The organism is Thalassospira sp. (assembly GCF_030690045.1).
GTDB lineage: Bacteria > Pseudomonadota > Alphaproteobacteria > Rhodospirillales > Thalassospiraceae > Thalassospira.
Map to the genome: position 1 here is coordinate 99,438 of NZ_JAUYHK010000018.1, position 24,459 is coordinate 123,896.

The 24,459-nt window shown below is 57.9% G+C and carries 20 protein-coding genes; 15 read left to right on the plus strand and 5 right to left on the minus strand.

All coding sequences use genetic code 11. The annotated features are described in order from the left end of the window. Positions 1-3: 3 nt before the first annotated feature. Entirely contained in the window at positions 4-804 is an 801-nt protein-coding gene (locus Q8O73_RS15515; protein ID WP_305559098.1) for a carbon-nitrogen hydrolase family protein, read from the plus strand. On the opposite strand, the gene Q8O73_RS15520 is transcribed toward Q8O73_RS15515, so the two are convergent. Further along, the gene (locus Q8O73_RS15520) at positions 805-1,671 is read right to left on the minus strand and encodes an AraC family transcriptional regulator (protein ID WP_305559099.1); all 867 of its coding nucleotides are present in this window, start codon (positions 1,669-1,671) and stop codon (positions 805-807) included. Between the two features lie 324 nt (positions 1,672-1,995). Between Q8O73_RS15520 and Q8O73_RS15525 the strand changes: the two genes are divergently transcribed. The 6 genes from Q8O73_RS15525 (at position 1,996) to Q8O73_RS15550 (ending at position 12,292) form a co-directional block, all read left to right on the plus strand. Beyond that, on the plus strand, positions 1,996-4,458 hold the full coding sequence (locus tag Q8O73_RS15525; RefSeq protein WP_305559100.1) for a methyl-accepting chemotaxis protein: 2,463 nt from the start codon (positions 1,996-1,998) through the stop codon (positions 4,456-4,458). 240 nt (positions 4,459-4,698) lie between these two features. After that, positions 4,699-5,850 carry an efflux RND transporter periplasmic adaptor subunit gene (locus tag Q8O73_RS15530; protein ID WP_305559101.1) on the plus strand — a complete coding sequence of 384 codons (1,152 nt, stop codon included), beginning with the start codon at positions 4,699-4,701 and terminating at the stop codon, positions 5,848-5,850. Position 5,851: 1 nt separating this feature from the next. Next, complete coding sequence (locus Q8O73_RS15535) at positions 5,852-8,983, plus strand: efflux RND transporter permease subunit (protein ID WP_305559102.1); 3,132 nt, start codon at positions 5,852-5,854, stop codon at positions 8,981-8,983. Continuing rightward, positions 8,983-10,416 carry an efflux transporter outer membrane subunit gene (locus Q8O73_RS15540; protein ID WP_305559103.1) on the plus strand — a complete coding sequence of 478 codons (1,434 nt, stop codon included), beginning with the start codon at positions 8,983-8,985 and terminating at the stop codon, positions 10,414-10,416. The genes Q8O73_RS15535 and Q8O73_RS15540 overlap by 1 nt, the downstream gene beginning before the upstream one ends. 20 nt (positions 10,417-10,436) lie before the next feature. Further along, positions 10,437-11,048: an alpha-ketoglutarate-dependent dioxygenase AlkB gene (locus Q8O73_RS15545; RefSeq protein ID WP_305559104.1), complete on the plus strand. Its 612-nt coding sequence runs from the start codon at positions 10,437-10,439 to the stop codon at positions 11,046-11,048. Between the two features lie 200 nt (positions 11,049-11,248). After that, entirely contained in the window at positions 11,249-12,292 is a 1,044-nt protein-coding gene (locus tag Q8O73_RS15550) for a LacI family DNA-binding transcriptional regulator (protein ID WP_305559105.1), read from the plus strand. Position 12,293: 1 nt separating this feature from the next. Here the strand turns inward: Q8O73_RS15550 and Q8O73_RS15555 are convergent, their stop codons facing one another. Next, positions 12,294-12,977, minus strand: coding sequence for a DNA-3-methyladenine glycosylase I (locus Q8O73_RS15555; RefSeq protein ID WP_305559106.1), 684 nt, complete (start codon positions 12,975-12,977; stop codon positions 12,294-12,296). Between the two features lie 96 nt (positions 12,978-13,073). Here Q8O73_RS15555 and Q8O73_RS15560 point away from each other — a divergent pair, with 96 nt between their 5' ends. The 6 genes from Q8O73_RS15560 (at position 13,074) to folD (ending at position 18,540) form a co-directional block, all read left to right on the plus strand. Then, positions 13,074-14,210 (plus strand): ABC transporter ATP-binding protein, encoded by a 1,137-nt coding sequence (locus Q8O73_RS15560; protein WP_305559107.1) that lies wholly within the window; start codon positions 13,074-13,076, stop codon positions 14,208-14,210. A gap of 12 nt (positions 14,211-14,222) precedes the next feature. Further along, positions 14,223-15,179 carry an ABC transporter substrate-binding protein gene (locus Q8O73_RS15565; RefSeq protein ID WP_305559108.1) on the plus strand — a complete coding sequence of 319 codons (957 nt, stop codon included), beginning with the start codon at positions 14,223-14,225 and terminating at the stop codon, positions 15,177-15,179. 7 nt (positions 15,180-15,186) lie between these two features. Then, positions 15,187-16,878 (plus strand): iron ABC transporter permease, encoded by a 1,692-nt coding sequence (locus Q8O73_RS15570; protein ID WP_305559109.1) that lies wholly within the window; start codon positions 15,187-15,189, stop codon positions 16,876-16,878. Positions 16,879-17,011: 133 nt separating this feature from the next. Beyond that, positions 17,012-17,305, plus strand: coding sequence for a YggT family protein (locus tag Q8O73_RS15575; RefSeq protein WP_305559110.1), 294 nt, complete (start codon positions 17,012-17,014; stop codon positions 17,303-17,305). A gap of 5 nt (positions 17,306-17,310) precedes the next feature. Next, the gene (locus Q8O73_RS15580) at positions 17,311-17,637 is read left to right on the plus strand and encodes a DUF167 family protein (protein ID WP_305559111.1); all 327 of its coding nucleotides are present in this window, start codon (positions 17,311-17,313) and stop codon (positions 17,635-17,637) included. A 3-nt stretch (positions 17,638-17,640) separates the two neighbouring features. Beyond that, positions 17,641-18,540, plus strand: a complete 900-nt coding sequence (gene folD / locus Q8O73_RS15585) for a bifunctional methylenetetrahydrofolate dehydrogenase/methenyltetrahydrofolate cyclohydrolase FolD (RefSeq protein ID WP_305559112.1) — start codon at positions 17,641-17,643, stop codon at positions 18,538-18,540. A 59-nt stretch (positions 18,541-18,599) separates the two neighbouring features. Here folD and Q8O73_RS15590 read toward each other — a convergent pair whose 3' ends face one another. Then, complete coding sequence (locus Q8O73_RS15590) at positions 18,600-20,486, minus strand: SLC13 family permease (protein WP_305559113.1); 1,887 nt, start codon at positions 20,484-20,486, stop codon at positions 18,600-18,602. Positions 20,487-20,767: 281 nt separating this feature from the next. Between Q8O73_RS15590 and Q8O73_RS15595 the strand changes: the two genes are divergently transcribed. Together Q8O73_RS15595 and Q8O73_RS15600 are read left to right on the plus strand one after the other, a co-directional pair. Beyond that, positions 20,768-21,238 (plus strand): OsmC family protein, encoded by a 471-nt coding sequence (locus Q8O73_RS15595; RefSeq protein WP_305559114.1) that lies wholly within the window; start codon positions 20,768-20,770, stop codon positions 21,236-21,238. A gap of 8 nt (positions 21,239-21,246) precedes the next feature. Continuing rightward, a complete protein-coding gene (locus Q8O73_RS15600) occupies positions 21,247-22,476 on the plus strand; it encodes a winged helix-turn-helix domain-containing protein (RefSeq protein ID WP_305559115.1) in 1,230 nt (409 codons plus the stop codon). A 117-nt stretch (positions 22,477-22,593) separates the two neighbouring features. Here Q8O73_RS15600 and Q8O73_RS15605 read toward each other — a convergent pair whose 3' ends face one another. Both Q8O73_RS15605 and Q8O73_RS15610 read right to left on the minus strand, forming a co-directional pair. Beyond that, positions 22,594-23,364, minus strand: a complete 771-nt coding sequence (locus Q8O73_RS15605; RefSeq protein WP_305559116.1) for an SDR family NAD(P)-dependent oxidoreductase — start codon at positions 23,362-23,364, stop codon at positions 22,594-22,596. Between the two features lie 73 nt (positions 23,365-23,437). Further along, positions 23,438-24,445: an ABC transporter ATP-binding protein gene (locus tag Q8O73_RS15610; protein ID WP_305559117.1), complete on the minus strand. Its 1,008-nt coding sequence runs from the start codon at positions 24,443-24,445 to the stop codon at positions 23,438-23,440. Between the last annotated feature and the right edge of the window lie 14 nt (positions 24,446-24,459).

Genomic DNA, 24,459 nt, shown 5'->3' on the forward strand with positions numbered 1-24,459 from the left:
CTGATGAAAATCGCCATTTATCAGTCCGGATCGGGTAGTGGCCCTGACAAGGAACAACGGCTGTCTGATCTGGCCGTGCAGGCGGCACAGGCCCGGTCCGATGGTGCGGCATTGTTGCTGTGCCCGGAAATGTTCCTGTGCGGCTATAATATTGGTCGGTCCGGGGTGGTGGAACGGGCCGAAACAATCGGCGGTCCCAGCCAGCAAATAATCTCGGCCCTTGCGCGGCGCACCGGCATTGCGATTGCGGCGGGGTTTGCCGAACGCGGGGCGGATGGGCGGCATTATAACAGTGCCGTGCTGTTTGATGCCGATGGCAAACGCCGTTTGCATCATCGCAAATTACATCTTTATGGCGATCTGGACCGCGAGATGTTTTCACCGGGCAATCATTTGCCGTTGGTGGCGGAATGGAACGGCATTCAGGTTGGTATTCTGATTTGCTATGACGCCGAATTTCCCGAAGCCGCCCGTGTTTTGGCCTTGTCGGGATGCGATCTTTTGCTGGTGCCGACGGCCCTGATGGATCCGTTTTCGCGGGTGGCGCATATTTTGATTCCGGCGCGGGCGATGGAAAACCAGATATTTGTCGCCTATGCCAACCGGTGCGACCGCGAGGGGGATCTGACCTATTGCGGGCAAAGCGTTATTTGCGGCCCAAAGGGCGACCTGGCGCGGGCGGATCGGGCCGAAGGCCTGATCATTGCCGATCTGGATTTTCAGGAACTGAGCCAATCACGCCTTGCCAATCCCTATTTGCAGGATCGGCGGGCCGATGCCTATGGCGCGGTTTTGGCAGAATGATCAGCGCAAACTGGCGATAAACGCACCGGGGCTGACCCCCCACATGGCCTTGAAATGCCGGTTGAGGTGGCTTTGGTCGCTAAATCCGGTGGCGGCTGCTGTATCGGCAATTGCGGCACCGTCAAACAACATGCGTTTGGCCCGGCGCAGGCGCATATGGCCAAGATAGGTATGGGGCGGCAGGCCGGTGGCATCGCGAAACACCCTCAGCAGGTGAAAGCGGCTGAGACCGGTCAGGGTGGCCAGTTCGTCCAGCGTAATATTTTCATCGAGATGGGCGGCCATATATTCAATCACCCGGCGCACCCGGCGGTCTTCGGACCCCGGATGATAGGTAAAGGGCGGCGCATCGGCATGGCGCAGGGCCAACCGGGCCGCACCATACAATAACGCGCTGTCGCGTTCCAGATCGGGGGTCGCATGGCGGGTTTCGGGGTGAAACATCCGATGCAGCCGTTGCAGCAACAGATGTAAATCGGGGTCATTGATGACGGAATTGCCAAAAAACGGCAGGCCGGGGCTGCGCGGCGATATTTCGGCAATCAGATCGGCGAAGATTTCCGGGGCGATAAACATGATCTGGTAATGATAGCCCTCGTCGCTGGCGGGGCCGCCATCATGAATCTGCATCGGATTCATCAATAAGAGTTGTCCGCGCCGGGCGACATAGCTGGTGCCGCGCGTGATGAATTTTTCCGCCCCGTCCAGCATGGTGCCAAAGGCGTAATAATCATGGCTGTGTTTGGGGAAGGTAAAGCGTTTGTAATCGGCCTCGAACAAATCAATACCCGTTGCCGCCCGCCAGTGACGGGCATGTTCGCGGGGCTTGTCGGCCGCGGGCCGGGGATGTTTTTCCGAATGTACCATCGGCCCATTATAATCAGGGTTTTGTCCGTCGGCTTGGACAATATTGTTGTGATACAATTTTGCAATATCCGGCGAGTCGAAATTTTGGTGATTTCACCGGAAAAGGGCCGAGTCAGAAAGGTAGAGGGGGCTTTATGCCCCTGTATAGAGGCCTGGCGCACTTGTCGGTTTTTCGGGGCCTGAAATGTTCATGTGAACAGGATGTTTGCGCCTTTGCGCACGGATGCAGCCTGAAACACGATCTTCATCCAACTGTTACAAAACCTGCGCCTTCTTGCGGGTAAGGATCGGGCACCTGTTTCATCCCGGACCGTCGGAGATTTCATGTTTCTGGATCGCATTCGTATCGGCCATCGCATTTTTGCCGGGTTCATGGCGTTGATTGTGCTGGTGCTGGGGCTCAGCGCGTTGTCGTCATCCTATCTTTTGGGATTTGCCGGTCAGGCGGACCGGATTGCCAAAAGCACCGAACTGGTGGGGCTGGCCAATGATTATGCCTTGCGGCTGGAACGGCTTTCCAATCAGGTTTTGCTGTTTGCCCAGACCATCGACCCGCAGGACCGGGCGGGGATTGCAACGGTTCAGGATCATGCGGTGGCAAGCGGTCAGACCCTGATCGATGCCTTGCGCAGCAGCGGCGATGAACAAAAGGCTGCCGCCCTTGAAACATTGGCAGCACGTTATCTGGCGACGCTTGAACCATTGGTGTTGCGGGCGGAAAATCTGTCGGCATCGGCCGATACCATGTTGCTGGGTGCCCATCAGATGGGCGGGTCTGCCGCCGAACTGGTGGCCTTTGTCGATGCGCATGACCCGGCGGTGGCCGCACAGTTTGGCGACCGGCTGGCGAATGGCAATATGGCGGCAATTGTCGAAAATCTGGAATATGCGATTGTCGCCACCCCGGAAAATCTGGATGAAGCCCGTGCGGCGACGGCCGGTCTGACCGGCCTGCATGACGAAATCCGCGCTGCAATGGGCGATATCAGCCGCAATGACCGCAAACTGTTTTCCTATGCCACCCGCGATAATGACCTGTTGAAACAGGGGGCGAACCAGCTTGAAGGATCGATCATCGGGTTTCGCCAGTCGATGGATGATTTCAAGGCAGCAGTGCGCGAGGTGCAGCAGATTATTGAAAATATCCGCGCCGAGGCGATTGCCGGGCAGAATGCCCTGGTGACATCGGTTCATGCGCAATCGCAAAATACTGCCATCACCAATATGGTGGTCGCCGGGATTGGCGCATTGGTGGCGTTGCTGTTGGCCGCCGCGATTGCCCTGAGCATCCTGCGCCCCCTGTCGCGGGTCAATCATGACATGAAACGGCTGGGCGAAAACAATACCGATATTGATTTGCAGGATCGGCATCGCCGCGATGAATTTGGGGCGATGTCGCGCACGGTGGCGGTATTCCGGGAAAATATCCTGAAAATCGAGGCAATGACCGAAGAACGCCTTGAAGTTCAGCGGGCGGAAGAAGAAAAACGCCGGGCATCATTGGGTGGAATGGCCGAAACCATCGAGGGTGAAACGACCGGGCTGGTGGAATCGGTGGCAAGTCAGGTCAACCGGATGCGCGAGGCGGTGGGCGAAGTTGCCGCCGCCGCCCAGCGGGTGACGGGGCAGACCGAAACCGCCACCCGTGCGGCGGATCAAAGCCGCAGCCACGCCCAGTCGATTGCCGATGCCGCCACCCGCCTGTCGGGGGCCATCGGGTCCATCGCCGCCCGGGTGGATCGTCAACGAACCATTGCCCATACGGCGGTTGCCAATACCGAACAATCGGCCGGGGCGGTCGATGATTTGCGCAAGGTCGCCACCAGCATTGAACAAATGGTCGATCTGATCCGCGGAATTGCCGGGCAGACCAATTTGCTGGCCCTGAATGCCACCATCGAGGCGGCCCGTGCCGGGGAGGCGGGCAAGGGATTTGCCGTGGTCGCCGCCGAGGTCAAAAGCCTCGCCGGGCAAACCGCCCGGGCCACCGAACAGATTACCGCCCATGTCAGTGCGATGGGTGATGTGACGGACCGGTGCGTTGCCGCGATGGAAAATGTCGGGGTGACGGTGCGCGATATGATGACGATTTCCGAAGAAGTCGCGGGCGATGTCGGCCAGCAACGCCGTGAAACCGAAGAAATTTCAGCCGCCATTGTCGCCGCCAGCGACGCCGCCCGCCATGTCAGCGAGGCAATTGTCGAAGTATCGCGCGATATTGCCGCAACCGGGCAACTCAGCGTCGATCTGACTGTGCGGGCCGATGATGTGTCGGCCAATGTCGGGGAATTGTCGATGTCGCTGAACCGGGCGGTGCGCGATGCCGCCGGGGATCGACCGGGCAATGGGGGCGAAGGGGACGATGAGGACAAGGATGACCCGCGTGTGATGTCGGGCAAGGCGGTCCGGGTGACGTTTCAGGATCGCGGCGAGATGATTGTCGCCAGCCTTTATGATTTGTCGGTGGGCGGGCTTTCGGTCCGGCCTTCACAGGATTGGGCGTGCGGCCATAAAATGATGGTCACCATTGCCGGATGCCCTGGCGAATACGGGGTCGAGGTCACCAGTCGCCGGGGTCTGCAATCGCCGCGCATGCGACTGAAATTTACCGATCCGCTGGAACAGCGCGGTGATGTCATCATGTTCATTGCTGAAATGTGGCGTGCCCATTTATCGGCGGTGACCCATCTGACCGCCGGGGATGACGGCAGGCACCCGCTGGTGATGGGGGCGGCCAATGATCTGTTGCAGGATGCGCCTCCTCCCGCTTTGCGCCACAGCGCCTGATCTTTCAAACTTTTGTCATCTGCCATCAGGACCGGTTGCGCAACCGGTCCTGATTATTGTTTGTGCAATTGTCGGGATTTGGATGCAATCCTGATACAAAACAGTACAATTTAAATGTCGAAGTTTTAAAAAGGCAGTGGCAATCTGGAACTGCTGTCAAACCGGATGCGCAAAAACAGCGTAACGGTTTCAGGATTATTCATTTTTTATGAAAAACAAAGAACAGGAACGGGACATTCAATGTCACGCGCAGGCAGGCTGGTACTGATTTCGGGATTGATTGTGGCCGGTATTGGCGGCTGGCTGGTTTATAGCGGACAGACCGGGCTGCTGACCGGCGGTACCGGCAGCGATGAAGCAGGATCGAATGGGGCCAAAAATGCCGCATCCGCCGGGCTGCCGGTGATTGCCGAATATGCCAGCATGGTTCGCAACGATACTGTGATCGAGGCTGTTGGCACCGGGAAATCGGCGCTGGGTGTGTCGATTTTTCCGGCGGTCAGAGGCGAGGTTTCCGATGTTTTGTTCAATGCCGGTGATGAAGTTGTGCGCGGGCAGGTTCTGGTGATTCTGGATTCTGCGCGGGAAAAACTGGCGCGCGATCTGGCGGCGGTGCAGTTGCAAGATACCCGTCAGATGTTGGCGCGGTATGAGCAGGCCCGGCCCCTGGGTGCTGTATCGGACAGCGAGGTCGATAATGCCCGCACCGCTTTGGCCGAGGCGCGCATTCGGCTGGATCAGGCCGAGGTCGATCTGGCGGATCGCAGCATTCTGGCCCCGTTTGACGGGGTGGTCGGTATTTCGGCGATTGAAACCGGCGACCGCGTGGATGATGCAACCCAGATTACGACACTGGATTACATCAAGAATATTCTGGTCGATTTTGAAATTTCCGAAACCCGTTTTGCCGATGTCCGGCCGGGACAGGCTTTGCGTGTTGAAACATGGAGCCTGCCGGGCGAAATTTTTGAAGGCACTGTTGCCGCAATCGGCAGCCGGGTCGATCCGCAAAGCCGGACCTTCAGTGTGCGCGCCAGTGTGCCCAACCCCGATGACCGGCTGCGTCCCGGCATGTCTTTTGCGGTTTATCTGGAACTGGCCGGGAAATCCTATCCGTCGGTGCCGGAAATTTCGGTGTTGTGGGGGGATGGCGGGACCTATGTCTGGCAGATCGACGAGAATGACGCCGTATCGCGGGTTCCGGTGCGGGTCGTCAAACGGACCGGCGGGCGGATTTTGATCGACGGGCCGGTGGCCGAGGGCGACCTGATTGTCGTTGAAGGCGTTCAGCGCCTGCGTCCGGGGCGGACAGTATCGGCGGCAATCCGGGGTGAAGCCGCCGGGCAGCCCGGTGTCGTCCGGCGCAATGACGATACCGGCGAAGGCCTGTAAGATGAGCGACAATCAAAACGATCTTGCCTCGCTCAGCATTCGTCGCCCGATCCTGATTGTCGTGGTGTCGCTTTTGATCATTCTGGCCGGTTTGTCGGCGATTCTGGGGGTTGAAATCCGGGAATTGCCGAATGTGGATCGCCCGATTGTCTCGGTCAATGCCACCTATACCGGCGCATCGCCCGAAACAGTCGATACCGAAGTAACCAGCGTGATCGAAGGGGCGGCATCGCGGGTCAGTGGTGTTCGGGAAATCAGTTCCAGCAGCGAAGAAGGCAGTTCGCGGGTTCGGGTCGAATTTTATCCCGATGTTGATATCAACAACGCCGCCAATGATATCCGCGAGGCGGTCAGTCGTGCGCAACGATCCCTGCCCGACGAAGTGGATGATATCCGCATCGTCAAGGCCGATGCCGACGCCAGTCCGATCCTGCGGCTGGCGGTGGCCAGTACCCGCCTGACCGAAGAAGAACTGGCCAATGTGGTCGAAGACCAGATTGAACCGGCGTTGTTGTCGGTGCCGGGGGTTGCGGAAATCAGCATCAACGGCGAACGCGACAAAATACTGCATGTGCGGATCGATCCGTTGCGTCTGGCCAGTTATGGCCTGTCGGTCGAGGATCTGGCTGCGGTGATGCGCACGGCCAAGTTTGATATTCCGGCAGGCAGTTTCGATCCGAACGATCAGAATTTGTTTGTGCGGGCCGATGCGTCGGTCTGGAAAATCGAGGATATCAACCGGATTTTCGTGCGCGACGGCATTCGCGTTGGTGATGTGGCGGATGTTTATTTCGGGCCGGATGATGCGTCATCCTATGTCCGCCTTGATGGCCGCACCGTGATCGGGCTTGGCGTGATTCGGCAGGCGCAATCAAACACCATTGCGATTGCGCAGGGCGTGCGCGACGTCACCGCGCAACTCAACCGTCAGCTTGACGGGATTCAAATCATCATCAATTCCGACGATGCGGTCTTTATCGAAAGTGCGTTGTGGGAAGTCATGACCAGCCTTGGTCTGGCCGTGCTGATTGTGATCGGCACATTATATGTTTTCCTGCGGTCCGTTCCGGCGACGCTGATCCCGACCGTGACCATTCCGATTGCCCTGATTGGCACTGTTGCGGCGGTGTGGATGCTGGGTTTTTCGATCAATATTCTGACCTTGCTGGCGCTGGTTCTGGCGACCGGGCTGATTGTTGACGATGCGATTGTCGTTCTGGAAAATATTCAGCGCCGCAAGGCACAGGGTCTGGGGTCGCTGGCGGCGTCGGTTCTGGGCACGCGGCAGGTGTTTTTTGCGGTGATTGCCACCACGGCAACGCTGGTGTCGGTGTTTCTGCCGATTTCCTTTTTGCCCAGCACGGCCGGTCGGCTGTTTCGCGAATTCGGGTTTGTTCTGGCGGTCGCGGTGGCGATTTCGTCTTTCGTGGCCCTGTCCTTGTGCCCGATGCTGGCCTCGCGGCTGAAAAATATCGATCCGGACGAAGGCGGGGCGAAAAACCCGGGCATGTTGGAAAAATTCGGTGGATATTGCGGGCGATACTATCACCGTATTCTGGATGTCACCCTGAAATTTCCCTATGTGACCCTGATCATCGCCGTTGTGACCGCCGGGGTGGCATTTGGGGCCTATAACAGTGTCACCCAGGAATTGCTGCCCGACGAGGATCGCGGGCGTTTGCTGGTGTCGCTACGCGGGCCGGATGGTGTCGGGATCGATTATATGGACCGTCAGGTCGAAATGGTCGAAGACATTCTAAGGCCGGTGGTCGAGGCAGGCGAAGCCAACAATATCTATACCATTGTCGGGCTTTGGGACCCCAACCGCGCACTGGTTATTACGCCGCTGGTGCCGTGGGAAGAACGCCGCCGCAGCCAGCAGGAAATCACGGCATCTATCCAGCCGCAACTTGACCGGTTGCCGGGTGTCCAGGCTTTTCTGTATCAACCCAACAGTCTGGGATTGCGCGGCGGATCGGGTGAAGGGCTTGAGTTTGCCCTGATCGGGACCAATTACGACAATCTGGCGGCCAATGCCCGTGCCGTACAGGCCGAACTTGAAGCCAAATATGAAAGCGTTATCGATATCCGGGTTTCGTATCAGACGACGCAGCCGCAGTTGCGGGTCAATATCGACCGGATGCGGGCCTTTGATCTTGGCGTAACCATCGACAGCCTCGACAGCACGTTGCGGGCGATGATTGACGGGTATGAAGTCACCGAAATCAGCGTTGATGACACCACCGTACCGGTCAAATTGCGCAGCATGCAAGGTGCGATCAATGATCCGGGCGACTTGGAAAATCTGTTTGTTCCGGGTACGGATGGCCGCATTTTGCCGCTGTCTTCGATTATTTCGATGGATGAAGAAGCTGTCGCATCGGAGCTGGAACGCGAAGGGCAACGACGGGCGGTCAAGGTAACGGCCAATATCGCGCCCGGTTTTACCCTTCAGGAGGCAATCGTCGATATTGAAGATGTGGTTGGCGATATTGTTCCGGCGGGAACCGGGTTATTGTTTCTGGGCGAGGCCGCAACATTTGGCGAAACCACATCGGATTTGCAACTGACTTTCCTGATTGCAATTCTGGTGGTGTTGCTGGTGCTTGCCGCACAGTTTGAAAGTTTCATGTCGGCTGCTGTGGTGGTTCTTACCGTGCCATTCGGGATTGCCGCGGCGATTTTCGCCCTGTCGATCAGCGGTACATCGATCAATATTTACAGCCAGATCGGGCTTGTGATGCTGGTCGGGTTGATGGCGAAAAACGGCATTCTGGTTGTCGAATTTGCCGATCAGCTGCGCGATGAGGGGCGCAGTGTTTATGATGCCGTCCACGAAGCGGCGATGATCCGTCTGCGCCCGATCATGATGACGATGATTTCAACGGTGCTGGGCGGGTTGCCATTGGTGCTGGGCAGCGGGGCCGGGGCCGAGGCACGGGCGGCGATTGGCTGGGTGGTTTTTGGCGGGCTTGGCTTTGCCACTGTTTTCACCCTGTTTTTAACGCCGGTTCTGTATCTGTTGCTGGCAAGGTTTGTTTCGGCGCGGGCCGATCGTGGCCAGAAACTTGAGGCCCAGCTTGCAGCGGCCCAGCTTATTGAAGAACGCCGGTCAGAAGGAAAAGCAGGATAATGGTGCAAGGGATCGGACGGTTTGCGCCGTTCATGGCGATGTGTGCGACGATGTCCCTGATGGCCTGTCAGACGGTTGGCCCGGAATATACCGCACCGCAATTTGATCTGGTATCGGCCTACAGCCCCGAAATCCCGATGATTTCACCCAATATTGCCGGGGATGGCCGTTGGTGGCAAAGCAGCAATGACCCGGTTTTGCAGAAACTGTTGCAAGATGGCCTGGCCAATAACCTTGATTTGCAAATCGCCGCCAGCCGCATTGCCGAGGCCCGCGCGATTGCCCGGGGTGTTGTCGGCGGCAATGGTGTGCAGGCCGACATTCAGGGCAACACCGGCGTTGAACGCCGCTGGTCAACGCGCGAAGCCGGAAATTATGTCAATAGTGCCGAATATGGTGCGGCCCTTGATCTGGAATGGACGCCCGATCTGTGGGGCGGGCAATTGCGCGAGGAACAGGGCGCGCAGGCCGATTTGATGGAGCAGATTTATCTGCGCGAAGATGTGTATCGCACCGTGATTGCCGATATTGTCCGCAATTACATTGAACTGCGCGGCACCCAGCAACGTCAGGCCCTGCTGCAGGATTCACTGGATTTGCAACGCCAGACCAGCGACATCGTGCAATTGCGGGCGCAAAGCGGGTTGGCCTCCGAACTTGATCTGTCCCGCGCCCGTGCCGAAGTCGCCGATATCGAGGCGACCTTGCCCTTGCTGCAAACCGGGATTGATCGTTCGGTCAATGCGCTGGCCGTGTTGATCGGGGCACAACCGGGCACCTATCGCGATGAATTGCTGCAACCGGCCCCCTTGCCGCTGTTTGATGCGGCCCCGGCGATTGGCCTGCCGGCCGATTTGTTGCGCCGTCGGCCTGATTTGCGGGCCGCCGAACTGGCCCTGATTTCGGCAACGGCGGAAATTGGCGTACAAACCGCCGAACTTTATCCGCAATTATCGCTGAATGGCAGCCTGTCGATGGCGGCCAGCGGTTTTGGCTCTGGGCCGATTATCCGCACCGCCCTTGCCGCCATCGGGGCGGTGATTGACGCCAATCTGTATGATGGCGGGCAACGTCGCGCCAATATCGAGGTGGCCGAACAACGCGCCCAACAGGCTTTTTATGCTTACCGGCAAACCCTTTTGAACGCGATTGAAGAAGTTGAATCGGCAATTTTTGGTTATGTCGGCGCCGTCGGGCAACGGGATTCCCTGATCACGGCGGTATCCTATCACCGGCAGGCCTTTGACCAGTCGCGGGTGCGCTATGTGCAGGGCCTGTCGAATTTCCTTGATGTGCTGGATGCGCAACGGACCCTGACCCGATCGCAACAGGATCTGGCCGATGCCGAAACCAGCCTGGAACTTGAAACCATCAATCTTTACGAAGCCGTGGGATTGAGTGTTGATGATGTCGAACAGGCCACCGGAACCTGATTGTCCTGACCGAGCACCTGATGTCCGATCTTTTCGCCAGTTTGCCACCGCAAAACATCCTGCCCCGTGACGGGACGGCGTTTTTATATTGCGATGTTTTGCCAGACGACGAGGCTGACCGTGTTTTCGAGCGCCTGCAAAGCCGGATTATCTGGCAACAGGAAACCGCCCGGATGATGGGGCGCGATATTGCCGTGCCGCGCCTTACGGCATGGTTTGGCGATGTCGCCTATCGCTATAGCGGCGTTTATCACCCGGCGGCCCCGTTTCCCGAAATTTTGCTGCCGTTGAAATCAAGGGCCGAGGAAAAGGCCGGGGTGGCGTTTAACACGGTGTTGCTGAACCGGTATCGCGATGGCCGCGACAGTGTGTCATGGCATGCCGATGATGAGGCGGTTCTGGGCATCAACCCGGTGATCGCCAGCCTGTCCTTTGGGGCGCCGCGGCGGTTTCATTTCAAACACCGGGCATCGGGTGAACGGATTGATGTCGATTTGCCGCATAATTCAATGTTGGTGATGGCGGGTGAAACACAGCATTGCTGGATCCATCAAATTCCCAAAACGGCACGTCCGGTCGGGCAACGTATCAATCTGACCTTTCGTCAGACCCGTGCCGAACGCCCGGAATGACCGATGCAAAAAAAAGCCGCCCCATCAGGGCGGCAAGGAGCAATCGGAAGATCGCCGGGAAAACCGAAATGAATCGATTCAATAATGTATTGTGGCGATAGGGATGGGGTTCTGTCAATATCGGAATGAACCGATTCAATAACAGGCCCGATGTCGTGGGGAACACGGGCCGTAAAATGAAAACAGGGGAAAGACCACCGATGGAAAAACGGGTGCGACTGGTGGATGTGGCGCGGGCGGCCGGTGTGTCGCAGGGAACGGCGTCCAATGCCTTTGGCAAGCCGCATCTGGTGCGCCAACAGGTGCGCGACCGGATTTTTGCTGTCGCCGCCGAACTGGGTTATCGCGGACCACATGTCATGGCGCGGATGTTGCGCACCGGTCGGGCCGGGGCGCTGGGCGTCGTTTTTCCCGACAATCTGGAATATGCCTTTACCGACCCGGTGGCGATTGAATTGCTGCGTGGTGTCGGGCGCGAATGTGCCCGTCAGGCCGTCAATATGATGATCATTTCGGCCGAAAATCAGGAACAGGCGATTTCTGCAGTCAATAATGCCGCCGTTGATGCCTTTCTGGTGCATTGTTATTCCGACAATAACGACATTATTTCTGCCCTGCGGCGGCGCAATTTGCCGCTGGTGGGGATTGATACCGATATCCGGGATGCCGTGGCCTCGGTCGTGCTGGATGATTATACCGGGGCGGCAATGGCCGCCCGGCATTTGCTGGAATGCGGGGCAGGGTATTTTGCCATTCTGTCGCTTCAGGCCAACGAGGCCGAACGGTTTGGCCCGATGGATGACAAACGGCGCGGTGCGGTCAGCCACCGTGTGGTGCGGGAACGGCTGGCAGGGTATCACGCCATGCTGGAAAGCGGCGGGGTCGAGGTTGATGATATTGTCCATATTGAATGCGACAATCTGTCGGAACAGGCCAGTGCGCAGGTGCGCCAGCTTTTGATCGATCACCCGAAAATTGACGGTATTCTGGCGATGTCCGATGTGATTGCCATCGGCGCGCTGGACGCGATCAAAAAGGCCGGTAAATCGGTGCCGGGCGATATTCGCGTGATCGGCTTTGACGGCATTGCCGACGGCGAACGGACCGATCCGCCCTTATCGACCATCACCCAGAATTCGGTGGAAAAAGGCCGACTTGCCGCCGAACTGGCGCTGGGCGAGGGGGATCGGCGCAGCCGGGTCCTGCCCACCACCCTGACGGTGCGCGGCAGCACAAAAGCCTGATTTAAGCCCCGCACAAATCGGCATAGCGGTAACAATCGGTGGTGTGATCCATCACCAGCCCGGTGGCCTGCAAAAATGAATAGATGATGGTCGATCCGACAAAGCTCATACCGCGTTTTTTCAGATCTTTTGAAATCGCATCGGAAAGCGGGCTGGTGGCCGGAACGTCCTTGACATCGGACCAGTGATTGATCACCGGTTTGCCGCCGACAAACTGCCAGATATAGGCATTAAAACTGCCAAATTCCTGCTGGATTTGAATAAAGGCACGGGCATTTTTAACCGTCGAGGCGATTTTCAACCGGTTGCGGATCAGCAACGGATTGGCAAGGCAGGCCGCCAGCCGGGCATCGTCAAAAGCCACCACTTTTTGCACATCGAAATTGTCAAAGGCGGCGCGATAGGCATCGCGCCGCGCCAGAACCGTCAGCCAGCTTAACCCGGCCTGCGCCCCTTCAAGGATCAGCATTTCAAAGAAATGCCGGTCATCATGCACCGGAACACCCCATTCCTCATCGTGATAGGCGACGTAAAACGGCTTGTCGATATGGGTGTTGGCCCATTGGCAACGCAGTTTGGCGGGGCTGTTGACCGTCACGGCATGATCCTTTGGCGATGAAGCTGTGATGGTCTTAGCATTTTCGATCTGGCTGGCAAAGGCTTCGTCAGGGGCCGGGGGTGTCATCAAACAGCAAAGAAAACGCCACAAAACATTCAAAACGACTGTTTTAAGACTGTGGTAAACGCATCAATCGCTGAATTTTCAAAGAAATTTGCACGGATGCACGGTTTTTCAGACACGATGATTGCCCCCAAATCCACAGCAGGATCGCCGGTGGCGGCGTTTGGGGTATCCCAGCGTTTCGGCACCAATACGGTCCTGAAATCGGTCGATATTGATGTGGCACCGGGCGAGGTCGTGGCGTTGCTGGGGCCATCGGGATGTGGCAAAACCACCCTGTTGCGGTTGCTGGCCGGGTTGACGCGACCCAGTGCCGGGCGGATTTGCATTGGCGATCAGGTGGTCGCCGATGCCGCCACCCATCAGTTTCTGCCGCCGGAAAAACGGTCCATCGGCATGGTGTTTCAGGATTATGCCCTGTGGCCGCATATGAGCGTTGCCGAAAATATTGCCTTTCCGCTTGAAATGCGCAAGGTGGCGCGGGCCGAACGCAATGCCCGCGTGAAAGAGGCCCTGAAACTGGTCGGGCTGGATCATCTGGCGGACCGGCAACCGGGCACATTGTCGGGCGGGCAGCAACAACGGGTTGCGCTGGCACGTGCGATTGTGCCGCGCCCGTCCCTGATCCTGTTTGATGAACCGCTTTCCAATCTGGACCGCGAATTGCGCGAAAGCCTTGTTGTCGATATTGCCGCTTTGTTGCGGCAACTGGGCATGACCGGGATTTACGTCACCCATGATCATGGCGAGGCATTCGCCATCGCCGACCGGGTGGCGGTTTTACGCGATGGCAATATTTTGCAAATCGCGACCCCCGAAAATCTGGTGCAAAACCCGGCCTCGGTGGCGGTGGCCGAATTTTTGAAACTGGGCCTTGTTCTGCCGGCGACGGTGGAGGGCGGCGATTTGGTGGTGCGTAACGGACAGCAACGGTTGCGCCCGCCCGCCCAATTCGCCAATGGCAGCCGGTCTGGCGATTTGTTCGTGCCGCGTTCGGCCCTGTCCCCTGCCGGGCAGAATGGCGGAACCCTGTCGGGAACGGCGGTGCGCAGCATGTTTCGCGGCGATGGTTACAGCGTGCAGATGCGCCTTGATGCCGATACCAGCATCGAACTTTTCAGCCCGTTACGTGTCGATGACGGCAAGGCCATGGGGCTTGATATCGCGTGGGACCGGGCTTTCTGGTTTCCGCATGGTGAAGCAGCCCCGCAACATTCCAATACAACCTCTTCCTGAAGGATGATCATTATGAAACGGATTGGTACTTTTTTGCTGGCCGGGTTGGCCGGTTTTGGTCTTGCCGGTGCCGCACAAGCCCAAAATGTGACGGTTTATACCGCCGGTCCGGCGAACCTGATTGATAGTCTTGCCAGTGGCTTCAAGGACGAAACCGGCATTACGGTCGATGTGTTTCAGGCCACAACCGGCAAGGTCATGGCGCGACTGGAAGCCGAAGCAGGCAACCCGGTGGCCGATATCCTGATTTCGGCATCGTGGGATACCGCAACCGATTTTGCCGCCCAGGGAAAACTTCTGGACTATAACAGTGCCAATGCCGCCAATGTGCCCGATTTCCTGAAAGGTCCGGGTTATGTCGCGCAGGGTATTTCGGCCCTTGCCATCGCCTGGAACCCCAATAGCGGCACCCCGCGCCCGGCTGACTGGTCCGATCTGACGGATGAGGCCTATCGTGATCTGGTGACGATGCCCGATCCGTCGCAATCGGGATCGGCTTATGAACTGGTGGCGGCCCTGACGACGCAAAATGATCTGGGCTGGACCCTGTTTGATGCGCTGGCCGCCAATGACATGATTGTGCCCGGTGCCAATGCACAGGCCCTGAACCCGGTTCTGCAAGGGGCCAAAGGTGTGGTGTTTGGCGCGGTGGATTACATCAGTCTTGGTCAGGCCGCCAAGGGTGAAACGATTGAAGTCATTTTCCCGGCCAGCGGTACGGTGATTGCCCCGCGCCCGATGATGATCCTGAAATCCTCGAAAAATCAGGATGCGGCAAAGAAATTCATCGATTATGTCCTGTCGGACAAGGGACAGGCGATGGTGGCGGCGACCTATCTGATGCCTGCCCGCAGCGATGTTGCGGCGGATCGTGCGCTGATTTCCGATTTGAAAATCCTGTCGGTTGATCCGGCTTCTGACCGGGCGGCGACACTGGCGCGGTTCAACAAGATTTTCGGGATCGAGTAACCGTTCCGTGCGACCTGATTTTTTCAAACGCGGTTTTTTTGACGGCGGCGGCTCCATTGCCGCCGTCGTTGCGCCTGTCCTGATCGTGCTGGTGGCGTTTCCGCTGTTATTTGTTTTGTTGCAGGCGGTCTTTCCCGATATTGCATTGGGGTCCTTTGCCGATCCTTTCGGGCGGTTCGTCGAAACCCTGTCGGACCCGCGTCTGGTGCGCTGGACGCTCAATACCCTGATGCTGGGCGTTTGTGTGGTGGTCGGGGCGTTTGTGGTGGCGGTGCCGCTGGGCATTTTGCGCGGATTGTTCCGGGTGCCGGGCGGCGGGTTCTGGGATCTGGTATTTCTGGTGCCTTTTACCATTCCGCCTTATATCGCCGCCCTGGGCTGGATCATGACATTGCAGCCACGCGGCTATCTTGAACAGGTTTCGGGGGTGAATGCCGGGGCATTCCTGTTTTCATTTCAGGGCGTCGTGTTTGTCATGACGCTCAATGTTTTTCCGGTGGTGTATTTCGCTGTGTCGCGCATGGTGGCGACCATTGGCGGGCGCTATGTCGAGGCGGCCCGCGTTGCCGGAAGCACACCCGTTCGCGCCTTTTGGCGGATTACCCTGCCGCTTTCGACCCCGGCGATTGCCGCCAGTCTGTTGTTGGTTTTCGCCATGGCGATCGAGGAATTCGGCACCCCGGCGGCCCTTGCCGCCCGCAGCGGCTTTCTGGTTCTTGTCACGGGCATTGAACGTCATTTGTCCGATTATCCCATCGATTTGCCCAGTGCGTCGCTGTTATCGACCATTCTGGTTTTGATGGCGATGACCGCCTTTATCATTCAGCACCGGGTGGTGTCGCGCCGGGATTTCCGGACCATATCGGGCAAGCCGGGCGCGCAGGATTTGCTGCCGCTGGGCGTCTGGCGCATTCCGGTTGTGATCCTGTTTGCCGTGGTTGGTCTGCTGGGGGCGGTAACACCGGTGGCGGCGGTTATGTTGACCGCATCGACCCGCACCATTTCCGGCGGGCTGGCGGTCGATAATTTTTCAACCGTGCATTTTGCCGAAATATTTGCCAATAGCGGCGGCGCCATGGAGGCCTTGGGCACCAGTCTTGGCCTTGGGGTGGCAGCGGCCCTGATTACCGGATTGCTGGGCACACTGACGGCCTATGTCGTGGTGCGCCAGCGTCACCTGGGCGCCCGCATTCTGGATTTTCTGACGATGATCCCCAATACCATTCCGGGCATTGTGGTGGCGGTGGGGTTGATTCTGGCATGGACGCAACCGTGGCTTCCGGCCACGCCCTATAACGGCATTGGCATTCTGGTTCTGGCTTATTGCTGTTTGTTGCTGCCTTATCCGGTGCGTTATGCCAATGCCGCCTTGCGACAGATCGGGCCCAGCCTTGAAGACGCCGCACGGGTATCGGGGGCGCGGCATATTACGGTCTTTTTCCGTATTCTGACCCCGCTGATATTGCCCAGTGTGATTGCGGCGATGTTGCTGGTTTTTGCGGTGGCGGCGCGCGAACTGGTGGCGACCATCCTGCTTGCGCCATTGGGCACCAAAACGGTGGCCTTGTTTATCTGGCGACAGTTTGAACAGGGGTCGGTCGGCCTTGGCATGGCGATGAGCGCGATGGCGATTGCCATTACCATGACCATTCCGATTGCTGTGGCGATCTGGACGCGCAAGCGCGGGCAGATGTTCTGATTGTGCAGAAAATCACTGCGTGCAAGGCTTTATCACGGCTTGATACTTGCTTCTGGCGGCCTGTGCCATTACGTTTCGGCTTGTCTTTCACATTGGACGATGTCCGACCCGGATTCGGAAACAAGGAGCGGTAATGGAGTCTGTACTTCTGCTGGTAAGCACGGTGATCCAGCTTTATATCTGGTGCCTGATCATTCAGGCGATTCTGAGCTGGCTGGTGGCGTTTAACATCGTCAATACCAGCAACCGTTTTGTCTATATGGTCGGGGATTTCCTGTATCGGATTACCGAACCGGCCCTGCGCCCGATCCGGCGTGTCCTGCCCAATCTGGGCGGGATTGATCTGTCGCCGATTGTCCTGATCCTGCTGTTGATCTTTGCCCGTAATCTGATGTTTGAACTGTTGGGGCCGGTTATTTACGGTTAAGTCCTGTGACGACAAAGCCGGTTTGCGACATTCTGCCCGATGGGTCGGGTGTTCGGCTGTATGTGCGCCTGACGCCCAGGGCTTCGGCCAATGCGATCAAAGGCATGGCGTGTGATGCCAGCGGCCAGCAACAGTTGCGCGTGATGGTGACGGCGGTGCCGGAAAACGGCAAGGCGAATGACGCCCTGATCAAATTGTTGTCCAAATCGGGAAAATGGCCTAAATCGGCCATCAACATCATCAGCGGGCATACGGACCGCAACAAGATTCTGGTGATTGGCGGCGATGCCCGTGCCGTGCAATCGCAGATCATTGAATGGACAGGCGATTAACCGATGAGCACCGCAAAAATCATTGATGGCAAAGCCTTTGCCGCACGTCTGCGTACTGATATTGCCGCCGAAGTCACCCGTCTGAAAGCCGCACACGGGGTGACGCCGGGGCTGGCGGTGGTGCTGGTGGGCGAAGACCCGGCTAGTCAGGTTTATGTCCGCAACAAGGGTAAACAGACCCTTGAATGCGGCATGAATTCGTATGAGCATAAGCTTTCCGCCGATACATCGCAGGAAGAGCTTCTGGCGCTGATTGCAAAGCTGAATGCCGATCCGAATGTGCATGGCATTTTGTGCCAGTTGCCGGTGCCAAAACAGATTGATGAAAATGCCGTTCTGGCGGCGATTGACCCGACCAAGGATGTCGATGGCTTTCACATCGTCAATGCCGGGGCGCTGGCAACCGGTGGCGATGGCATTGCCCCTTGCACGCCCTATGGCTGTTTGATGTTGCTGAAAGATACCCTTGGCGATTTGTCGGGCAAACGCGCCGTGGTTGTCGGTCGGTCCAACATCGTTGGCAAGCCGATGGCGCAACTTTTGCTGCGCGAAAACTGCACGGTGACGATTGCCCATTCGCGCACCCGCGACCTGCCCGAAGAAGTCCGCCGCGCCGATATCGTCATTGCCGCCGTTGGCCGCCCCAACATGATTACCGGCGACTGGATTGCACCGGGGGCGACCGTGATTGATGTCGGCATCAACCGCATCGAAGGTGCTGACGGCAAAATGAAACTGGTCGGCGATGTGGATTTTGACAGTGCGGTCAAGGTGGCCGGGGCGATTACTCCGGTTCCGGGCGGGGTTGGCCCGATGACGATTGCCTGTTTGCTGAACAACACCCTGATTGCGGCGTGCAAGGCCAATGGGGTGACGCCGCCGAAATTGGGTTTTGGTAACTGATCTGACGTTTGCCGGACATTATCGGGGCAGGCCGTTTGGCCTGCCCCTTTTGGTTTGGGTCACAACGGCCAGACCAGCAACAGCATCGGCACGCCCACCGCAACCACAATGATTTCAAGCGGCAGGCCCATTCGCCAGTAATCGCCAAACCGGAACCCGCCGGGACCCAGGATCAGGGTGTTGTTCTGATGGCCGATCGGGGTCAGAAAGGCGCAGGATGCCCCGACCGCGACCGCCATCAGGAAGGCATCCGGGTTGACACCCAGTTGCATAGCACTGCCAATCGCAATCGGGCACATGACCGCCGCCGTGGCGGCGTTGTTCATGAAATCGGACAGGGTCATGGTGACAATCAGGATCACGGTCAGGGCAATAATCGCATTGCCCTGCGCCACCCAATCCAGAAGCAGGCGGGCAATCAGATCGGCCGCCCCGGTGCTTTCCATCACGGATGCCACCGGAATCAGGGCCGCCAGCAAGACAATCACCGGCCAATCAACGGCATCATAAATGTTGCGCGGTGACACAACGCGCAACACCATGGCGGCCAAAACACCCCCGGCAAAGGAAATGGCCGCAGGCACCAGCCCGGCGGCGGCAAAAATCACGGACAGCGCCATAATGCCCGATGCCTTGATGGCCTGCCTTGTATCGGGAAGGCGCAAAGGCCGTTCGGCCAGCGGGACACAGCCCAGCTGATTGGCAAATTCATATAATGCGTCGGGTGATCCTTGCATCAACAAAACATCGCCCGCCTGCATTTGCATGGTGCGCAGCCGCGCCATCGACCGTTGCCCCTGCCGCGAAATCGCCAGCAAATTGATGCCGTAACGGGTACGCAGGCGGATATCGGTGGCCGAACGCCCGATAAAAGCCGAATTGGGCAATACCGCGACTTCCATCAACACAATGTCTTCGGACTGGATGGCGGGGCTTTTGTCTTGCGGCGCGTCTTCCGGTGCATCGTCTTTCTGCCCATCGTCTGGCCCGGTTTTTTCGGCGGGCTTGCCAGTATCTTTATCTTCATCGTCGCTGTTGGCGGTATTGGCCGGATCGGGGACTTCTTCTTCAAGTTTCAGGTCAAGGGCAGACAGGGCGGTGGCAATGCCTTCGGGGTCGGCTTCGATCACCAGAATATCGTGGGCGCGGACCTCGCGATACAGGTTGGGGGCCGGGATGCGGGTTTCGTTGCGGACCAGACCAATGATCTGCGCATCGGCTTTTTCCAATTCCCTGTTGATCGCCTGCAAGGTCATGCCTGCGGTTTTGCTGTTGTCGCCAACGCGGGCCTCGGTCAGATAGGCGCCGGTTTCAAAACCTTGCGCGCCGGACCGTTCGCGGGTCGGCACCAGCCAGCGGCTGAAAATCACGATGAAAACCAGCCCGGCAAGGGTGATGGCCAACCCGACCGGGGTAAAATCAAACATGGTGAAGCTGCCATCCCCCAACCGGTTGCGAAACCCGGCAACAATCAGGTTGGGCGGGGTGCCGATCAGGGTGGTCATGCCCCCCAGAATCGAGCCAAAAGCCAGCGGCATCAGGATTTTGCCCGGCGGCAGGCCCTGTTTGGTGGCAATTTGCAGGGCGACCGGCATCAAAAGGGCCAATGCCCCGACATTATTCATAAAGGCCGAGAGCAGGGCGGCCAGCAGGGTCAGGGCGGCGATGGTGACTGTCGGCCCCGCCGATTGTGGCAGGATGGTGCGGGTCAGGACATCGACCGCGCCCGATTGCTGCAAGGCGGCACTGAGCACCAGAATGCAGGCGACCGTAATCACGGCGGGATGACCAAAACCGGCAAAGGCATCGGAACCGGGCAGCAACCCGGTAATGACGGCCAGCAACAGGGCGGCCATCGCGATCATGTCGTGACGCCATTTTCCCCACAAAAACATTGCAATGCTGCTGGCAAGAATGGCAAGGATCAATCCCTGATCAAAGGTCATGGTGGCATCCGGTTATGGCCATCAAAATTGCGGTTTTCCGCATGTCGATCGCGAAAACAAAAGGGTAGGTCCGGGTATTGCGACCGGTCAAGATTATTCGGGGTTGTTTGGTTCTACTGTCAGAAATGTCAGGAGGATCTCATCGCATCCTTGTAGTTTTGCGGCATATGTGGCGGAAATCACGGGTGATTTTGTCCTGTTATCAAACCCCGTCCGAATGTCATTATCATGGTGGAACTGCGGCTTGACTGTGACCTGTATGTAACCTCCAAGGATGTGCGATGAGCAAAGAACATGATTTCACCTGCCAGATCGCCTGGACCGGCAATCGCGGCGAGGGCACGAAAAACTATCGTGGCTATGACCGGACCTGGAATGTGCAAACACCCGGCAAGCCGGTGATCAAATGCTCCAACGATCCCTTGCTGGGCGGTGATCCGACATTGCCAAACCCCGAAGACATGCTGATCGCGGCCCTGTCGGCCTGTCATATGTTGTGGTTTTTGCATCTGGCCAGCACGGCGGGCATTGCGGTGCAGGGATATGAAGACAATCCGGTCGGGGTGGGTGAAAGCAGCCCCAATGGTGCCGGGCGGTTTGTCCGCGCCACCTTGCGCCCGACGATCCGGGTGCCAAAAGGCACCGATTGCCAACAGGCCGATGCGATCCATCACGAAATTCACAAATATTGTTTCATTGCCCGGTCGGTGAATTTTCCGGTGGCGTATGAGGCGACCTATATCGAGGTTTGAGGATAATCATGTCTGAACGCAAACCGGTTGCGATAAGTGCCAGACAGGCCCGGCACCTTGCCCTGGGTGCGCAGGGATTCGAGGCAGAGGGTGGGAAGGCTGTTGATGCAAGGCGGATCATGAAGATGATCCGTAAAACCGGTTTGTTGCAGATCGACAGTGTGAATGTTCTGAGCCGTGCGCATTATATGCCGGTGTTTTCGCGCCTTGGGATTTATGACCGCGATATTCTGGATCAGCTCAGCTGGGGCCCGAAATCGCGGCGGCGGCTGTTTGAATATTGGGGCCACGAAGCATCCCTGATCCCGCTGGAAGATTATCCGTTATATCGCTGGCGGATGGAAAATGCCCGGTCGGGGGATGGCATGTGGGGCGGCATTGCGCGGGTGGCACGCGATCACCCGGAATTTGTGCGCAATATTCTGGATCACATCGCCACCAAAGGTCCGATGGCCGCCAGCGACATGGACGACGAACGCCCGGTATCGGGCGGCAAATGGTGGGGGTGGTCGAGGGCCAAGACCGCGCTGGAATATCTGTTTTGGAGCGGGCAACTTGCCGCCCGCACCCGGCGCAGTTCGTTTGAACGGGTCTATGATCTGCCCGAACGGGTGGTGGGTTCGGATTTTGTTGCGCAGCAAATCCTGCCTAGGGACGTCGCACAGCGTGCCCTGTTGCGCAAGGCGATTGCCGCAATGGGGGTGGCGACGACCACCGATTTGCGCAAATATTTCCGCATTCCGACCGATGATGCCAAACAGCGCATTGCCGAAATGGCCGAGGCGGGGGAACTGATCCCCGCCGATGTGCAAGGGTGGTCGCAACCGGGCTGGATTGCGCCGGACGCAAAATTGCGTCGCCGGGCAATTCCCAGTGCTCTTTTGGTGCCGTTTGATCCGGTGATGTGGGATCGTGACCGGGTGGAACGGATTTTCGGGTTTACCTATCGCATCGAAATTTATACCCCGGCGGAAAAACGCCAATATGGCTATTACGTGCTGCCTTTCATGCAAAATGGCGCGATGGTTGCCCGGGTGGATTTGAAGGCTGACCGGCAGGCGGGCTTGTTGCTGGTGGTTGCCGCCCATATCGAACCGGGATGCGTGCCGGGCGAGGTTGCCCCGGATTTGCATCATCATTTGCACCGGCTGGCGGTTTTTCTGGGGCTGGAAGATGTTGATATTGCCGGGGTGAATGATTTTTCGCGCTATCTGGCCGGGATCCGCAAGGCGGCGTGAAAAACGTCGGCAAAGGACGAACGGGGTGCAGGTCCCACAACCGCACCCCGTCCTTCCAAAGCCCTGACCCGGTCACCAACGTTCAGGACACCGTGACCGGACAAGTTCCAGCCGCTGTTACCAGCAGCTATAACCCCCATCTGCCAGGACGATGGAGCCGGTCATCAGGCTGGAGGCATCGGACGCCAGAAACAGCACCACCGACCCGATTTCCTCGGTCAGGCCCAGACGGGCCATCGGCGTGCCATTGATCCAGGCGTCATACATTTCCGGCTTGGATTTCACAAATTCATTCAGCGGCGTTGCGATATAGGTCGGGGCGACGGCATTGACCCGCACCCCGCGATTGCCCCATTCCGCGGCCAGCGATTTGGTCAGGTGATGAACCGCGGCTTTTGAGGCGTTGTAATAGGCCTGTTCCTGCGGCTTGTTGACGATAAAACCCGACATCGACCCGATATTGACGATGACACCGTTCTTTTTTGCCAGCATCTGTTTGCCAAATTCGCGGCAGCACCAGAACGTGCCGTTCAGATTGACATCAATGACATTCAGCCAGTGTTCGTCTTCAACTTTTTCCGCCGGGGTTTCCGACCGGGCGATCCCGGCATTGTTGACCAGAATGTCAATGCCGCCTGCCTTGGCCTGTTTTTCCGCACTCGCACGGACCTGATCGGTTTTGGTGACATCCATGATGTCGATATCGGCCTTGTATCCTTTGGATTTCAGGTAATCGCGGCCTTCTTCGGCGACGGCCTCGCTGATATCGCCAATCACAACATGCGCACCGGCTTCGGCAAGCGCTTCGCAGCAGGACAGGCCGATGGCGCGGCCGCCGCCGGTGACATAGGCGCGCCGACCGGTCAGGTCGAATTTTTTCAAATACATTTGTGTCTCGCAGTTTGCTGGTGGGCGTTTGGGCCGGTGGGTTTATGCCCGCACGGTCCGGTTTCAGTCAAAATCAGGGGGCGGTGATGGCCTGCCCGTGTGCATCGAAACGGTGCAGGCGCGTGGCATCGGGGGTCAGCCAGATGCGGTCATGTTCGCCCAGCGGCATTTCACCGGTGGCACGCACGGTCATCGGGCCGATGTCATCGGCCACCACATGCAAATAGGTTTCCGCCCCCAGATGCTCGGCGATTTTGACGGTGGCGGCGATTTCACCCGATTCCGTACTGACGGCGATATGTTCGGGCCGGATGCCCAGCGTATGGCTGTTGCGTTGCCCGGCATAGGCACCCTCGATGAAATTCATCTTGGGCGATCCGATGAACCCGGCGACGAATTTGTTGGCCGGGCGGTTATACAATTCCATCGGTGCGCCGACCTGTTCAACCCGCCCGGCCTGCAACACGACAATCTTGTTGGCCATGGTCATGGCTTCGACCTGATCATGGGTGACATAAACCATCGTGGTTTTCAGGGATTGATGCAGGGCGGTAATTTCAAGGCGCATATTGACGCGCAAGGATGCGTCCAGGTTCGACAAGGGTTCATCGAACAAAAAGGCCGCGGGATTGCGGACAATGGCACGGCCAATTGCCACACGTTGGCGCTGCCCGCCCGAAAGCGCACCGGGCCGCCGGTCCAGATAATCGGTCAGATTCAGGATATCGGCGGCATTGCGGACTTTTTCCTCGATCACTGCCTTGCTTTCGCCCGCCATTTTCAGGCCAAAGGCAATATTGTTGTAAACCGTCATATGCGGATACAGCGCATAGGACTGAAACACCATCGACAGTCCGCGTTTGGCGGGCGAGGCATCGACAACATCGGTGCCGTCAATCAGGATTTTGCCACCCGATACATCTTCCAGCCCGGCAATCAGCCGCAACAATGTCGATTTGCCACAGCCCGACGGGCCGACAAAAACAACAAATTCACCATCATTGATGTCCAGATCGACACCGGGAATGACATCCAGATTCCCGAATGTTTTTCGGACTTTTTCCAGTCGGATCGCACCCATTATGGTGTTCCTTC